Origin of the sequence: Brucella lupini (assembly GCF_002252535.1) — a bacterium.
Classification (GTDB): Bacteria; Pseudomonadota; Alphaproteobacteria; order Rhizobiales; family Rhizobiaceae; genus Brucella; species Brucella anthropi.
Genome location: NZ_NNRN01000059.1, coordinates 1 through 15,638, shown reverse-complemented (window position 1 = coordinate 15,638; position 15,638 = coordinate 1). Strand labels below are relative to the sequence as shown.

Sequence of the window (15,638 nt, the reverse complement as noted above, 5' to 3'; positions counted from 1 at the left end):
TGAACACGACCTTGAAGGGAGCCGTGAAGAATGACTGCTGCCCGCCAAAGGGTGATCTGCGATTTACGCGACCGCATCGCGTCGATCGAGGGCGGATCCGCGAAGCGGGCAGGAACGCTGTCCTTTGGCGTTCCCGAAATCGATGCGGCCCTGCCTGGTGGTGGTCTCGCCTATGGAGCGCTGCATGAGTTTGCAGGCGGCGGCTCGGGCACCGTCGATGGTGCGGCTGCAGCCCTTTGTGTCGCCGGCATTGCCGCGCGCACCAAAGGCCCCGTCATCTGGTGCCTGACGCGGCCGGATCTGTTCTTTCCGGCTCTTGCCCAGGTTGGCCTCCATCCCGACCGCGTCATCTTCGTCGAATCCGATCGGGAAGAGGATGTTCTGGCAAACATGGAGGAGGGCCTGTCCTTCGGCGGTCTGGGCGCCGTTGTCGGCGAGCTTGTCCGCCTGCCGATGGTCAGTTCCCGCCGCCTGCAGCTGGCGGCCGAGCGAACCGGGACCATGGCGCTTGCGGTGAGGCGATGGCGGCGACAGACCGAGGCGAATGATTTTGGGCAACCTACAGCCTCGACCACCAGATGGCGGGTGAGCGTGATGCCCTCGGAAAAGCTGCCAGTGCCGGGGGTGGGCAGGGCTCAATGGTTGCTGGAATTGATGCGCGTGAAAGCGGGTGAGTGTGCTGAGTTTCTCGTGAGGGCGTGCGATGACAAGGGTCGTCTCGATCTATCTTCCGGATCTGCCGACGGATCGCATTCGTCGAGCCGATCCGTCTATTCCGCCTGAACAGCCAATCGCCGTGATCGCCAGAAGCGGATCAAAGCGATGGGTATCGGCTGCTGATGCATCTGCCAGAAAGGCGGGCGTGCACGTCGGCATGGCGGCCGCAAAGGCGCAGTCGCTATTCAGGGGTCTTATGCTCGTTGACGCAGATCCCGAAGCCAACCGAGCCGCACTCGAACGCATCACGCTATGGGCGCTCACAATCTATTCGCCCATCGTCGCCGTCGACGGGATCGACGGCATCGTCATGGATACAGAGGGCGCCGACCATCTCCAGGGCGGAGAGCTGCCGATGGTGACTGGCATCGCCAACCGGTTCCTGGCAAAGAGTCTGACTGCCCGTGTGGCGGTCGCCGACAGCTGGGGTGCGGCCCATGCCTGCGCTCGCGCCATCAATCGCGAGACAATCGTCGTTCCACCCGGCGAGACCGTCCGTGCCGTCGAGAAGCTGCCGATCTCGCTCCTGCGCCTGCATGCCAAGATCGTCAACGATCTTCGCATTCTCGGCTTCCAGACGATCGGTGAGCTTACCAGTACCCCGCGTGCGCCGCTGACATTGCGCTTCGGCCCGGAGGTTGGCCGCCGTCTCGACCAGATGCTCTGTCGTGTCGCCGAGCCGATCGAGCCAATCCGTACCCCTGAGCTGGTTGAAGTCTGCAAAGCCTTTGCCGAACCGATCGGTGCCGCCGAAACCATCGACAAATATGTCGGGCGTCTCGTCGTCCAGCTCGTCGATGAACTCCAGAAGCGCGGGCTTGGCGTGCGCCGTGCCGACCTGATCGTCGAGAAGCTCGATGGCACAAGACAGGCAATCCGCGCCGGAACCGCCAGGCCCGCCCGCGATGTCGCCTGGCTGACAAAACTGTTTCGGGACCGGACGGAAAAGATCGAGCCGGGCTTCGGGATTGAAAAGCTGATCCTGGTCGCCGTCATCGCCGAGCCTCTGGAGGAGGCGCAGAAAGCCTCTGCTCTGGTCGAGGATGAGGTCACGGATGTCACGCCGCTCATCGATATCTACGGAAACCGGGGGCAGAGGGTTTATCGCGTCGCACCGGTCGCTTCCGATGTGCCGGAACGCTCGGTCCAGCGGATCAGCCCCGTCGCTGAGCCAATCGCCGTTGCCTGGGTCAGCCATTGGCGCCGGCCAGTCCGGCTTTTGCCGCGTCCTGAGCTGATCGAGGCGATCGCGCTGATGCCGGACCGGCCGCCGGTCTCCATCGTCTGGCGTGGCAAACGCCGGAAGGTGAAACGTGCCGATGGCCCGGAACGCATTTTCGGGGAGTGGTGGCAGCGCGACGCCGAAATGGACGCCGTGCGCGACTACTTCGTCATCGAGGACGAGGCGGGCGAGCGCCTATGGGTGTTCCGCTCCGGCGACGGTGTTGATCCGGATACCGGGTCCCACCGCTGGTTCTGCCATGGGATCTTCGCATGAGTTACGCCGAGCTACAGGTCACGACGCACTTCTCTTTTCTGCGCGGTGCTTCGTCCGCACAGGAGTTGTTCGAGACTGCCAAAATCCTGGGGCTCGAGGCGATAGGCGTCGTCGATCGCAATTCGCTCGCAGGCATCGTCCGCGCCCTTGAAGCATCCCGCGCGACAGGTATGCGGCTTGTCGTCGGCTGTCGTATCGATCTGCAGGACGGCATGTCGGTGCTGGTCTATCCGACGAATCGCGCCGCCTATTCGCGCCTGACGCGGCTGATCACGCTCGGCAAGTCGCGCGGCGGCAAGGACAACTGCATCCTCCACTGGGACGATGTCATCGCCTATTCGGGAGGGATGATCGGCATTCTGGTGCCGGATCTGCCGGACGCCACCTGCGCCGCACAGTTTCGTAAGATGGCGCAGCTGTTTGGTGACCGCGCCTACGTGTCGCTCTGCCTGCGCCGCCGACAGAACGACCAGATGCGGCTACACGAGATTTCCAACATGGCGGCACGGTTCAGGGTCAAAACCGTCGTCACCAATGACGTGCTGTTTCATGAACCGGGCCGGCGGCAGTTGCAGGACATCGTCACCTGCATCAGGCACAACACCACGATCGATGACGTCGGCTTCGAGCGCGAGAGGCATGCCGACCGGTATCTGAAGCCGCCGGAGGAGATGCAGCGTCTGTTTCCACGTTATCCGGAGGCCGTGGCACGAAGCATGGAGATCGTCAGGCGCTGCACGTTTAGCCTCGAGGAGCTCACCTACCAATACCCGGAGGAAGCAATTGTGCCGGGTAAGGATGCCCAAGCCTCACTCGAGCATTATGTCTGGGAATGCGCTCCCGATCGCTACCCCGAAGGCCTGCCGCCGGACGTCCTCAAAACCGTACGGCACGAGCTCGATCTCATTCGCACCATGAAATACGCGCCTTACTTCCTGACGGTGTTTTCGATCGTGCGCTTTGCCCGGAGCCAGGGCATTCTCTGCCAGGGCAGGGGATCGGCGGCCAACAGCGCCGTCTGCTATATTCTCGGCATTACCTCGATCGATCCATCGACCAACGACCTCCTCTTCGAGCGTTTCGTTAGCAAGGAGCGCGACGAACCGCCAGACATCGATGTCGACTTCGAGCATGAACGGCGCGAGGAGGTCATTCAGTGGATCTACAAGACCTACACGAAAGACAAGGCAGCACTCTGCGCCACCGTCACCCGCTACCGGGCCAAGGGTGCGATCCGCGATGTCGGCAAGGCGCTCGGCCTGCCTGAAGATGTGATCAAGGCGCTGTCATCAGGCATGTGGTCATGGTCGGAGGAAGTGCCCGACCGAAACATCCGGGAACTCAATCTCAACCCCGACGACCGCCGTCTGGCGCTAACCCTGAAACTGGCGCAGCAACTGATGGGAGCGCCGCGCCATCTTGGCCAGCATCCCGGCGGCTTTGTCCTTACCCATGACCGGCTGGACGATCTCGTGCCGATCGAGCCGGCGACGATGAAAGACCGGCAGATCATCGAGTGGGACAAGGATGACGTCGAGGCGCTGAAATTCATGAAGGTGGACGTCCTTGCGCTCGGCATGCTCACCTGCATGGCAAAGGCCTTCGATCTTATTCGCGAACACAAGGGCGATGATCTCGATCTGTCGAAGATCGAGCAGGAAGATGCCGCGACCTACGCCATGATCCGCAAGGCTGACACGCTCGGCACCTTCCAGATCGAGAGCCGTGCCCAGATGGCGATGCTGCCGCGCCTGAAACCCCGCACCTTCTATGATCTCGTCGTGCAAGTGGCGATCGTCCGGCCCGGTCCTATCCAGGGTGACATGGTGCATCCCTACCTTCGCCGCCGTGAAGGCAAGGAGCCGGTTGAATATCCCACACCCGAGCTTGAGGCCGTGCTTGGCAAGACCCTGGGTGTGCCGTTGTTTCAGGAGAGCGCCATGCGTGTCGCCATGGTCTGCGCCGGTTTTACCGGTGGGGAGGCCGACCAGTTGCGCAAGTCGATGGCGACCTTCAAGTTCACCGGCGGCGTTTCTCGCTTCAAGGAGAAACTCGTATCCGGCATGGTGAAAAACGGCTACTCACCCGAGTTTGCCGAAAAGACCTTTTCCCAGCTCGAAGGTTTTGGCTCCTACGGCTTTCCGGAAAGCCATGCAGCATCTTTTGCGCTGATTGCCTATGCCTCGAACTACATCAAGTGCCACTATCCGGACGTGTTTTGCGCAGCACTGCTCAACAGTCAGCCGATGGGCTTTTATGCGCCCGCCCAGATCGTCGGTGACGCGATCAAACACGGCGTTGAGGTGCGACCTGTGTGCGTCAACCGCTCCCGATGGGACTGCACGCTGGAAAAGATCGGTCATACCGATCGACACGCTGTGCGGCTGGGGTTTCGGCAGGTGAAGGGACTGGCCGTCGCAGATGCGGCGCGGATCGTAACGGCGCGTATGAACAGCCCGTTCGTGTCGGTCGATGACATGTGGCGCCGTTCCAGCGTGCCGACGGAAGCGCTTGTCCAGTTGGCAGAGGCCGATGCCTTTCTGCCCTCCCTCAAGCTCCAACGGCGCGATGCGCTCTGGGCGATCAAGGCGTTGCGCGACGAGCCCTTACCGCTGTTTGCCGCCGCGGCCGAACGCGAGATGGTGGCAATTGCAGAGCAGCAGGAGCCGGAGGTTGCCCTGCGACAAATGACGGACGGGCATAACGTCATCGAGGACTACAGCCATACCGGATTGACGCTGAGACAGCACCCTGTCGCCTTTCTGCGCAATGACCTTTCGGCACGAAACATCATAACCTGCGCGGAGGCGATGAATGCGCGGGACGGCCGGTGGGTTTACACGGCGGGCCTGGTGCTGGTCCGGCAAAAGCCAGGATCGGCGAAGGGCGTCATGTTCATCACCATCGAGGACGAAACGGGCCCCGCCAACATCGTGGTCTGGCCAACGCTGTTTGAGAAGCGCCGGCGAGTGGTGCTGGGGTCCTCGATGATGGCAATCAATGGGCGAATCCAGCGAGAAGGGGAGGTCGTGCACCTCGTCGCACAGCAGCTGTTCGATCTGTCGGGGGACCTTGTTGGCCTGGCCCATCGGGATGTCGAGTTCAAGCTGCCAACGGGACGAGGCGATGAGTTTGCCCATGGGGGCGGTGGGCCGGATTCACGGGAACGGCCGAAGCCGGTTGTCCCGCGGGACATGTTCACGCCGGATCTTCATATCGATACGCTGAAGGTGAAAAGTCGGAATTTTCACTAGGCAGGAGTTCAACGAAGCCCAACGCCCGTCAGTCGACATTTGACGTTCAAGCGCCGTACACCAAGAGCAGTTCCTTGGCGCCGATCTGGCCGCCGGCCCGTACCAGCACCTCGGAAATCGGGCTGTCCTTTTCAGCACGCAGCGCCGTTTCCATCTTCATCGCCTCGATCGAGACGAGCACGTCGCCGGCATTCACGGCCTGGCCGGGCGAGACGAAGACGCGGCTGATGACACCCGGCATCGGCGCACCCTTGATACGGCGCGGCTGGCCGTTGAGCTCGAAGAAGGTCGTCACCATGCCCTGGCTGTCCGTCGCACTCGTCGCCTGGTTGACGATGACGAGCGTCTTGCCGCGTTCGATATCCTGATTGCCGTCTCTGCCCCCCACAGGCAAACACCACCACGCGTTATCACACGCTTGATGGGGTCGAATCTGTGGCGCGTAGTTTCGTGGGGCTTTTTCCGAATGTCTGAGAGAAGGCGCGCGAAAAATGGGACGCGCTCTCGAAGCCGACCTCGAGAGCGACCTCGAGCATGGACGCCTTTGTCTTGGTCAACAGTTGCTTGGCGCGCTCCATCCGTACTCGCCGGTAGACGAGGGCAGGGGAGCTTTTGGTTTCGCCCATGAACAGGCGCTCGAGTTGTCGCCTCGAGAGCCCGACCGATGCGGCGAGTTCCTCGATCGGCAGCCGCCCCTCGATATGCTGTTCCATCATGATCAGCACCGCCCTGACCCTTGGATCCTCGCACTCGATGGAGAGCGGCCTGCGGGTCTGGATGGCAAGGGAGGTTCGGGCCTTTTCAATGTGGAGAACCTCGAGCGCATTGCGCTCGGCTTCCTTGCTGATGTGACGCCGGACGATCAAGGCCGCCATGTCGGCTGCGCTGCTGCCGCCGGCGCAGGACCCCCTTGTCCGGTCGAGGTTGAAGATCCGATCAGACCGGACTTGATGGTCGGGGAAGCGCTCGCGAAACGCATTGTAATGCAACCAACTGACGCATGTCCGGTGTTCCTTCATCAAGCCGATTTCAGCAAGGATGAAGGAGCCGGTGCAGACACCGATCAGCTTGACGTTCCTTGTCGATGCCTTCTTCAGGAAGTCGATCGTTTCCTGATCGACGGGGGAGCCGTTGTTGAGCAGGCCGCCGACCACGACGATATACTGGAACCGGCTGGGGTCGACGAAGTCCGATGTTGGTGCGACCTTAACGCCGCAACTTGACGTTATCAGATGCCGCGTGCTGCCGAGGACCTCCCAATCGGCAAGCACACGGCCCGACCTGTCAAATTCGTCACTCGCCAGCCGCAGCGTATCGACAAAAAGGGCGAACGCGGAGAGCGTGAATGATTTTGCGAGCACAAAGCCGATCTTCAGCCGCTCGCCAGGCGCACCTGGCTCCAACGATTTCATGTCAGCTCCACCGCGTGCTGCCTTCATTTGATCTGGAAACCGTGCGCCAAAGGATCCCGATCGTCTACGAAGATCGTATTGTGACCGATGATGCGTGCCCAGCCCTCGACGCTCGGCTTGATCCCATGGAAGGGACCGACGTCAGTCTCTTCCTCGATACGTCCTTCGAAGACCGTGCCGATCAGGCTTTCCTGGCGGAAGGATTCACCGACATTCAAGCGGCCCTTGCCGTGAAGCTGGGCCATTCGCGCCGACGTGCCGGTTCCGCCTGGGGAGCGGTCGATGGCTTTGTCTCCGTAAAACACCGCCCCGCGCCCATCAGCGCCGTCGTTCGTCGGACTGTCGCACCACAGCGCGTGATGGACGCCGCTAATTCTCTCGTCTTCGGGATGGACCGGATCGCAGATCGGTGCGAGGGCGTCGCGAAGCTGGCCGCTGAGGTCGACGACGTCGCTTGCCGACATGCCATCGAGCCCTTTCCAATTCTCCTGCGGCTCGACCACTGCGTAATAGTTTCCACCATAGGAGATATCGACGACAAGCCTGCCAAGACCCGGCACATGAACCTCCAGATCCGCTTCATGGAGGTAACTCGCGACGTTGAACATACGGACCGATTCCACGAACTCGTCCTGCTTGTCGTACTGGATGTCAACTTTTCCCGCAGGCGTCTCTATCGAGAGCTGTCCGGGCACTCGTGGCGTAACAAGTCCTTCTTCGATGGCGGCCGTGACCAGCCCGATCGTGCCGGCGCCACACATCGGCAGACATCCGCTAACCTCGATGAAAATCACCGCAAAGTCGCAATCCTCGCGGTAGGCTGGGTAGATGATCGCGCCCGACATGATGTCATGGCCGCGCGGCTCGAACATGAGAGCCTGCCGGACCCAGTCATGGTCTCGGACGAACAGGTCCCGGCGCTCGGCGATCGGAAGATGCGGGAGAAGCGGTCCGCCGCCGGCGACGAGACGAACGGGATTGCCGCATGTATGGCTATCGATACAGAAGAAACTGCGCCGCATGATGGATCCTTTATAGTCCTCTCAGTTGCCAACCACAGGAAACCGACGGCCCTGCAGCGCGCCGCGTGACAACCTGTCGAGGAAGATCGCGACCGCCACGATGGCAAGTCCGGCTCGCAAGCCCAATCCCATTTCCATTCGTGTCAGTCCGCGTGTGACCTCGGCTCCTAGCCCGCCAGCACCGACAAGACCTGCGAGAACGACGATGGCGAGTGATAGGAGAATGCACTGATTGAGCCCCACGAGAAGTGTTGGCGTCGCTGCGGGGATTTCGATCTTGAACAGGACGGCGCGGGGCGAGGCGCCCATAGCCTGTCCGAGTTCCAGCAGGTCCTTCGGAACCTGGCTGAAGGCGAGCGTCGTCAATCGCAGCATCGGCGGCACGCCGTAAACGATCGTGGCGATGATGGCAGGCACCCTCCCGAGGGTGAAGATCATCACGGCGGGGATGAGATAGACCCACGGCGGGACCGTCTGCATGATGTCGAGCACGGGACGGATGGCCGCCGCGAACATGCGATAGCGGGAGGCCAGGATGCCGAGCGGAAAGGCGATCAGCACCGAGATGCAGACGGACACCGTTACCAGCGCCAGCGTCTGCATTGATGCTTCCCACAGGCCCGCAAGAAAGCAGAAGGTCAGCGCGATCGCACTGGTCACCGCGACGCGAACATTCACAACGACGGCAGCAAAGGCCACGGCAATGAGGATGACCGCGTAAAAGGGCAGGTAAAGCAGGGTCGCTTCAAGGCCGCCCAGCACGGCTTCGATCACCTTCGTCACCATATCAAAGAAGGGATGGAAATTGGCGTTCAGCCAATCGACAACCGGGGCGAGGTACGCGCCGGGGGAGAAGCGAACAAGGTCAAGGTCCATCACTTGCCTCCATTGGCGCGGCGCGCAGCACTCTGGGTCAGTCGGTCGATCACCATTGTGAGGATGACGATGGCGATGGCGGCGTTGATCGATGTGGCGATGTCGAGTGTTCTGACCGCGCTGTAGATTGTTTCGCCCAAGCCGCCGGAACCGACGATGCCGGCAATAACGACCATGCCGAACGCCATCATCAGGCTCTGGTTGATCCCCGCCATGACGCTCGGGATCGCGAAGGGCAGCCTGATCTTGGAAAACATCTGCCACGGCGTCAGGCCGCTCGCCTGACCGAGTTCGAGGAACTCGCGCGGGGTCCTGCGGATGCCGAGCGATGTCAGGCGGATCACCGGAGGCATGGCAACGATGACGGTGGCGAGGAGAGCCGTGGCCGGTCCGTATCCCATCAACGCGATCGCAGGCAGGAGGTAGATGTAGGGCGGAAGGGTCTGGATGAGATCGAGGATCGGTTCGACGAACCTGTCGAAGGATTTGACGAAGCCGGCCACGACGCCGAGCGGAATACCGATGACCAGCGCCATGAACGTGGCCGTGATCACCAGGGCCAGTGTGCTCATGGTCTCGGCCCACAGCCCCATCACCGCGCATCCGAGCAGGGCGACGCCTGCCAGAAGCCCGGCCGGCACGTTGATCAACCGCCATCCCAGTGCCGCCGCGACGAGGGCAATCACATAGAAGGGTGGAAGCTGCACGAGCCAGAGGACGCCGTCATAAGTGCCCTCCAGAACGGCCCGGATGCTGTCGAACAGCCACGAGGCATTGTCGCTGATCCAGTTCAGCGCGTCGTCAATCTTCTCGTCGAAGCTGTCAGTGATAACGGACGTGTCCATGACCATCACCGATCTATGCCGCTACGGGCACGGTGGCGGGACGGCCGGCGACGCCACAGAGCAGGCCGCGCGTCGTGACGATGCCAACCACCTTGCCACCCTCGACGACAGCGACGGCGTCGCGGCTCGATTGCATGGTCAACTCGATCAGGGCGCCGATATCAGCTTCGGGCGTGGTGCGCAGCAGCGAGCCGGTGTCGACATTCGGGTGGCTGCGCGTGTATTCGGCAACCGGCATCATGACGGAGTGCGCCTTGACGAGATGGATCCGGGAAATGCCGGCAACGAATTCGGCGACGTAGTCGTCCGCAGGCTTGGTCACGATCTCCTCGGCATTGCCGACCTGGACGATGACCCCGTCCTTCATGATGGCGATGCGGTCGCCGATGCGGATGGCTTCCTCAAGGTCGTGGGTGATGAACACCGCCGATTTTCCAAGCGACTTGGTCAGTTGGCGGAATTCGTCCTGAAGCTGGCGTCGGATCAGAGGGTCGAGCGCGCTGAACGGTTCATCCATCAGGATGATCTCGGGATCGGCGGCTAAGGCACGGGCAAGGCCGACGCGCTGCTGCATGCCGCCCGACAATTCGGATGGATAGCGCGCCGTCCAGTCGGAAAGGCCGACCTTGTCCAGTGCAGCGCGGGCGGTCTTGTATCGTTCTTCCTTGCCGACGCCGCGGACCTCAAGGCCGAAGGCGGCATTCTCCAAAACGGTACGGTGCGGAAGCAGGGCGACGCTCTGGAAGACCATGCCGATGTTGCGGGCTCGAATGTCGCGGAGTTCGGCGGCATTCAGGGCGGAGATGTCCTTGCCCTTGACGAGGATCTTCCCAAGGCTGGGTTCGATCAGCCTGTTGAGCAGCCGGATCAGCGTGGACTTGCCGCTGCCCGACAGTCCCATGATACAGAAGATCTCGCCACGGCGGACCTGAAGACTGGCATCCGAGACGCCGACGACGCAATCATAGTCCGTCAGAATCTGTTTCTTGGACAAGCCTTTTGTCTTCACCGCCTCGACGGCCGCCTTGGCCCTGGCTCCGAATATCTTCCAGACCGACTGGCAGTCGATCAGGATATCGCTGGCATTATTCATTGACGTGGTCATAGCGTTCCCCGCGAGCCGGTTTGATGCCGGCATTCTCATTCGTGGAATTGGAGCCGGGCCACCGCGAGTGCGAAAGGCCCGGCATTTGCGTTATTCGGGCTTGATGTTTTCCCAGCGCTTCAGAAGATCGGCGTGACTGTCGGTCCAGTCCCTGATCGCCTCGTCCATCGTCTTGCCGTCGTTGACCGCGCTGTTGATTGCGGTGATATCGGCAAGCGGGACGTACACGCTGGCGATGACCTCACGGGCGTGAGGATTTTCGGCCGAGAAACCCTTCTGACCGATCCAGTAGTAGCTCTGCGGCGGCGGGAAGACACCCTTCGGATCTGCCAGGAACTTGACGTCGTATTTCTGCATCATCCAGGACGGCTCCCAGATCGTCACGGCAATCCATTCCTTGCGATCTGTGGCGGACTTCAGCGCGGCGGTCATCGCGGCGGTGCTGCCTTCGACGAGCTGCAGCTTGAGATCGTATGCCTTCACGGAGCTGCTGGTGTCGCGCATCAGGCCCGATCCCGGCTCGATACCGACGATCTTGCCGCCGAACTTGTCGGCGTTGTCGTTCAGCTGGTCCATGGAATCGATGGTGACGTATTTCGGAACCGCGACGCCCTGGAACAGGCCGTGCGAGACCGGGGAAATCTTTTCGAGACGCTTCTTGTTCTTGTCCCAGTAATCCTGCGCGACATAGTCCGTCTGCGAGGCGAGGATCTGGACGTCGCCCTTGCTGAGAGCGGCGTAGGCAATGCCCCATTCGGAGAACGGCACGACCTTCACGGTGTAGCCGGAATCTTCGAGCACCTTCTTCGTAATGCCTGTGATCGGTGTGAGGTCTTCCCACGACATCGTGCCGATGGTGATGGTCTTTTCTTCGGCATGCGCCGACATCACGGTTATCCCGACCATCGCCGCTGCGCAGATTGCTTTCCATAGAGTCTTCATTTTTCGCTCCTAGTTTTCGTTCCCATTATCGTTGAAGCCCAGCACTTGGCTCAGTCTCCACATTGCGCGGCGGGGGATCATCCCTCGCGGCCTGCACGCAATTCCTGCAACCGGATCACGGAATTGATGCCGAGCCATGCGAACGGCTCCGGCGGCAGCCGCAAGGGCTGGGCATGATCCATGTATTCATCAAGCTGTCGGGAGGCCGAGCCGGTCGCGAGGTCAGCCGCCATCATGCCGGCGAGCGTACTCTTGACCGTGCCAAGGCCATTTTCGCAGCAGGCCGAATAGAGGCCCTCTTCGATCTCACCAAAAGCCGGGACGTGGTTGCGGCTGAGGCAGAGCCGGCCGGCCCAGCTGTATTCGAACGGCAAACCGGCAAGGCGTGGAAACCGGGCGTCGAAGGAGCGGCGATGCTCGCCCGCCATCTTCGTCATGCGCCGTTCACTGACATCCACCGTTGTCTCGTAGGTGTATTTTGTCCGGATCACGATTCGCGACTGTCCGCCGGTCGTGATCTTGCGCACCGTCGCGCCCATCGCGTCGGCGGGAAGAAGCGCCCACTTGTCGCGGCCTGATCTTTCCTCGCCTCGGCCAGCAGCATCAAACGGGGCCGTCATCGAAGCGTAGGCGAAGATGTGCATCAGCCTGCCGCCGAAGTGACCGAAATCCTGGATATGGCCGTTGACCGCGAGGATGACCCTGGGCGCCGTGACCGTTCCGCGCAATGAAGTGGCGGTCCAGGTTCCGCCCTCGCGCTTCAACGATGTTACGGGGCTGCGCTCGTATACATCGACGTTCTCCGACAGGCCGGCGGCGAAGCTTCGGATATAGTCGGCCGGCTGGATGAGAACCGCGCCGGGCGTGTAGAGCCCGCCCAGATAATAGTCCGACCCGGTGATGTCGCGCATCACGCGAGCGTCGAGAAACACATACTTCTCGCCCGCACCCTTCAACGACTGCCCGAATGTCATGTTCAGTTTCATGCCGCGCGCGGTCGCGGCGGCATTGATCTTGCCGGCGGGATCGAACGTCTCGCGGGACATCCCGTATTCACAGGCGGCTTGCGTCGCAAAGGCGATCGCGGAGCGGTTCTGCGCCATCTCCATCTGCGTGGCATCAGCACTGCCGCTTGAATATTCGCTGGAGGTGAGGTTGTGCGGGACATCGATCATGAAGCCCGAGTTTCGTCCCGACGTGCCTTTCCCCAGTTCACTCGCCTCCAGAATGACGACCTTGTCCTGCGGACGACGCTCTTTCAGCCGGCGGGCCGCGGACAGTCCCGCAAAGCCCGCGCCGATCACCAGCCAGTCCGCGGTCACGTTGCCTTCGAGGCTCCGGACCGGGAGCGGTCGCTTGCTGATCGCCTCCCAGCCCGACACGCCATTTTCAAAAGGCAAGCGCTTGACGGACTTCGTGATCATCGGATTGTCTCGTCCACGGAGCGCTCGGAGATATCGATCCAGATCGTCTTCAGTTCGCAGTAATTGTCGTGGGCGAAGATCGACTTGTCGCGACCGCCGAAACCCGATTCCTTGTAGCCGCCGAACGGTGTCGAAGCGTCGCCCTCGCCAAAGCAGTTGACAGTCACCAGGCCGGCCCGGATTTCCCGCGACAGCTTGATCGCCTTGCGCAGGCTGCCGGTATAGACCGAGGCGGTGAGGCCATAATTAGTGTCGTTGGCGAGCTTCACCGCTTCCGCCAGCGTTTCAAAAGTGGTCACCGACAGGATCGGTCCGAAGATTTCTTCCTGGAAAAGGCGGCTTGCCGGTGTGACGCCACCGACGACGGTGGGTTCGATGAAGACGCCACTCAGCGTCGTGCCGCCATAGGTGAGCGTCAGCTTCTCCGTCTTCACGTCGTCGAGGAAGGATTTGACCTTGTCGAAATGCGCCTTGCTGACCAGAGCGCCGATGCGGTTTTCCGGATCCAGCGGGTCGCCGGTCTTCCATTCGCGCAGATAGGCGCCGATCCGTTCGAGCAGCGCGTCCTTGATCTTGCTGTCGACGATCAGCCGCGACGTGGCCGAACAATTCTCGCCCATGTTCCAGAACGCGCCGTTGACGACCTGCTCGGCCACGAGGTCGAGGTCTTCGGCATCATCAAGGACGACGGCCGGGTTCTTGCCACCGCATTCCAGGACGACCTTTTTGAGGTTGGAATCGGCGGCATAACGCACGAAGCGACGTCCGGTTGGTGTCGAGCCGGTGAACGCGACCATGTCGACATCCATGTGCAGCCCGATCGGCTCGCCGACATCCTTGCCGCTGCCGGTGACGACATTAAAGACGCCCGCGGGGATACCGGCCTCGAGAGCCAGTTCCGCGACGCGAAGAGTGGTGAGCGTGGTTTCCTGCGCCGGCTTGACGATGACAGAGCAACCCGAGGCGAGTGCCGGGCCGATCTTCCAGGCGAGCATCAGCAGCGGGAAGTTCCAGGGCAGCACGCAGCCGACCACGCCGATCGGCTCGCGCACCACCATGGCAAGGGCATTCGGCCCGACCGGGTTGGTGTTGTCGTAGAGCTTGTCGATAAGCTCGGCATGGAAGCGGATCGTGTGGATCGTGTCCGGCACATCGACCGTCTGGCATTCGCGCACCGGCTTGCCGCTGTCGATGCTTTCCATGACGGCCAGCTCGTGGCGGTTTTCCTCCAAGAGCTTTGCGAGTTTGAGGAGAGCGACCTTCCGGTCGCCGGGAGGCAGCAAACGCCAGCGACCGTCATCGAACGCCCTTTTCGCGTTTGCAACCGCGTCGTCGACATCACCAGCGTCGCAGGCCGCGATCTCGGTCAGCGTTTCGCCGGTTGCAGGGTTCGTCGTCGTGAACGTCTTGCCGGACTTTGCCGGACGGAATGCGCCATCGATGAAGGCGTTGGTCGGCAGGTGAAGATTGGTGGCGATCGCCTTGTATTCGGCCGCGCTCAAGGGTTCATGCATTGTTGGCTCCCGACGTGATCTGGGCAACCGTGCGCTTCAAAGTCGCGACAACGGTTTCAAGGGTTCTTTTTTCTTCGGAATTGAGCGGGCGCAGCGGCGCGCGCACCGAACCTGTCTTCAGGCCGATGATCTCGCATCCATGCTTAATCGACTGGACGAACTTGCCGCATTCGAGAAAGTCCATCAGCGGCAGCATCGCCGTCATGATGGCCCGGCCCTTGTCGAAGTTCCTTTCGAGAACACAGGCCTCATAGAGGGCGACATGTTCGCGCGGCAGGAAGTTGGAACCGGCGCAGACCCAGCTTCTGGCACCCCAGGCAAAAAATTCCAGCGCCTGGTCGTCCCACCCACAGGACAAGCCGATATGGGGGAACTTGCGCGCCAGGAGATGGACGTTGGCCATTTCGCCGGAGCTCTCCTTGATCGCCACGACGTTCTTGGACCGGCCCACGCGGGAGAAATAGTCCTCGCGCATGGTGATCCCCATGCGGGCCGGATAATTGTAGAGCATGATCGGCAGGTTGGCGGCGCGGTCGATCGTCAGCGCATGGACCGCGTTCTCCTTTTCCGTCGGCAGCGCATAGGGCGGCGACGAGACGAGGATTGCGTCAGCACCGATTTCCTTCGCAGCCTTGGCATATTCGACGGAATCTTCGGTCCGTGTCGCACCGGTGCCGATGACGAGAGCGAGACGCGTGCCGATCACATCCCTGGCGTAAGCAGCGAGTTCGAAGCGTTCCTGGGCGCTCTGAGCATAATATTCGCCGGTCGAGCCGCCGACGATGATGCCATGCACCTTGGCCTCGATCAGCGACTCCAACACAGCCGCAAACCCCTCGCGGTCAATCTGCCCGTCGGGGCTGAGCGGCGTGATCGCCGGGGTGTAGATGCCTTCGAATTTCATGATGATGACTCCATCGATTGCGTCGGCGTTTCGACCAGTGCGTCCGCCTTGAGTGCTTGGGGTGCGATGAACATTTCCATGTTCTCGCGCGACAGTTCCCAGTGTTCGAACACGAGGTCGACGAC

General features: G+C 61.5%; 12 protein-coding genes and 2 pseudogenes. 3 read left to right on the top strand and 11 right to left on the bottom strand.

The genetic code is table 11. From position 1 onward, the window contains the following. Nucleotides 1-30 precede the first annotated feature (30 nt). The 3 genes from CES86_RS22835 to CES86_RS22825 are packed head-to-tail and all read left to right on the top strand — an operon-like array spanning nt 31 to nt 5,469. Nucleotides 31-783 (top strand): ImuA family protein, encoded by a 753-nt coding sequence (locus CES86_RS22835; RefSeq protein WP_080823862.1) that lies wholly within the window; start codon nt 31-33, stop codon nt 781-783. After that, nucleotides 704-2,215: a Y-family DNA polymerase gene (locus CES86_RS22830; RefSeq protein WP_052821172.1), complete on the top strand. Its 1,512-nt coding sequence runs from the start codon at nt 704-706 to the stop codon at nt 2,213-2,215. The genes CES86_RS22835 and CES86_RS22830 overlap by 80 nt, the downstream gene beginning before the upstream one ends. After that, nucleotides 2,212-5,469 carry an error-prone DNA polymerase gene (locus CES86_RS22825; RefSeq protein ID WP_052821171.1) on the top strand — a complete coding sequence of 1,086 codons (3,258 nt, stop codon included), beginning with the start codon at nt 2,212-2,214 and terminating at the stop codon, nt 5,467-5,469. The genes CES86_RS22830 and CES86_RS22825 overlap by 4 nt, the downstream gene beginning before the upstream one ends. Nucleotides 5,470-5,515: 46 nt before the next feature. Here the strand turns inward: CES86_RS22825 and CES86_RS22820 are convergent. The 11 genes and pseudogenes from CES86_RS22820 to CES86_RS22770 form a co-directional block, all read right to left on the bottom strand. Next, a pseudogene (locus tag CES86_RS22820) lies at nt 5,516-5,854 on the bottom strand (biotin/lipoyl-containing protein); the annotation flags it as partial. Nucleotides 5,855-5,879: 25 nt separating this feature from the next. After that, nucleotides 5,880-6,881, bottom strand: coding sequence for a GlxA family transcriptional regulator (locus CES86_RS22815; RefSeq protein WP_052821180.1), 1,002 nt, complete (start codon nt 6,879-6,881; stop codon nt 5,880-5,882). A gap of 23 nt (nt 6,882-6,904) precedes the next feature. Next, nucleotides 6,905-7,903 carry a 4-hydroxyproline epimerase gene (locus tag CES86_RS22810; protein ID WP_052821169.1) on the bottom strand — a complete coding sequence of 333 codons (999 nt, stop codon included), beginning with the start codon at nt 7,901-7,903 and terminating at the stop codon, nt 6,905-6,907. 21 nt (nt 7,904-7,924) lie between these two features. After that, the gene (locus CES86_RS22805; protein WP_052821168.1) at nt 7,925-8,779 is read right to left on the bottom strand and encodes an ABC transporter permease; all 855 of its coding nucleotides are present in this window, start codon (nt 8,777-8,779) and stop codon (nt 7,925-7,927) included. Next, the gene (locus CES86_RS22800) at nt 8,779-9,624 is read right to left on the bottom strand and encodes an ABC transporter permease (RefSeq protein ID WP_035243850.1); all 846 of its coding nucleotides are present in this window, start codon (nt 9,622-9,624) and stop codon (nt 8,779-8,781) included. The genes CES86_RS22805 and CES86_RS22800 overlap by 1 nt, the downstream gene beginning before the upstream one ends. Nucleotides 9,625-9,637: 13 nt before the next feature. Beyond that, a complete protein-coding gene (locus CES86_RS22795) occupies nt 9,638-10,729 on the bottom strand; it encodes a quaternary amine ABC transporter ATP-binding protein (protein ID WP_035243753.1) in 1,092 nt (363 codons plus the stop codon). A gap of 90 nt (nt 10,730-10,819) precedes the next feature. Continuing rightward, nucleotides 10,820-11,671: a glycine betaine ABC transporter substrate-binding protein gene (locus CES86_RS22790; RefSeq protein WP_052821167.1), complete on the bottom strand. Its 852-nt coding sequence runs from the start codon at nt 11,669-11,671 to the stop codon at nt 10,820-10,822. 77 nt (nt 11,672-11,748) lie between these two features. Then, a complete protein-coding gene (locus CES86_RS22785; protein WP_052821166.1) occupies nt 11,749-13,095 on the bottom strand; it encodes an NAD(P)/FAD-dependent oxidoreductase in 1,347 nt (448 codons plus the stop codon). Further along, the gene (locus CES86_RS22780) at nt 13,092-14,609 is read right to left on the bottom strand and encodes an aldehyde dehydrogenase (protein ID WP_094515514.1); all 1,518 of its coding nucleotides are present in this window, start codon (nt 14,607-14,609) and stop codon (nt 13,092-13,094) included. Before CES86_RS22780 ends, CES86_RS22785 begins: the two co-directional genes overlap by 4 nt. Continuing rightward, on the bottom strand, nt 14,602-15,513 hold the full coding sequence (locus CES86_RS22775; protein ID WP_052821165.1) for a dihydrodipicolinate synthase family protein: 912 nt from the start codon (nt 15,511-15,513) through the stop codon (nt 14,602-14,604). Before CES86_RS22775 ends, CES86_RS22780 begins: the two co-directional genes overlap by 8 nt. Then, a pseudogene (locus tag CES86_RS22770) lies at nt 15,510-15,638 on the bottom strand (GntR family transcriptional regulator); the annotation flags it as partial. The pseudogene CES86_RS22770 and the gene CES86_RS22775, both read right to left, overlap by 4 nt.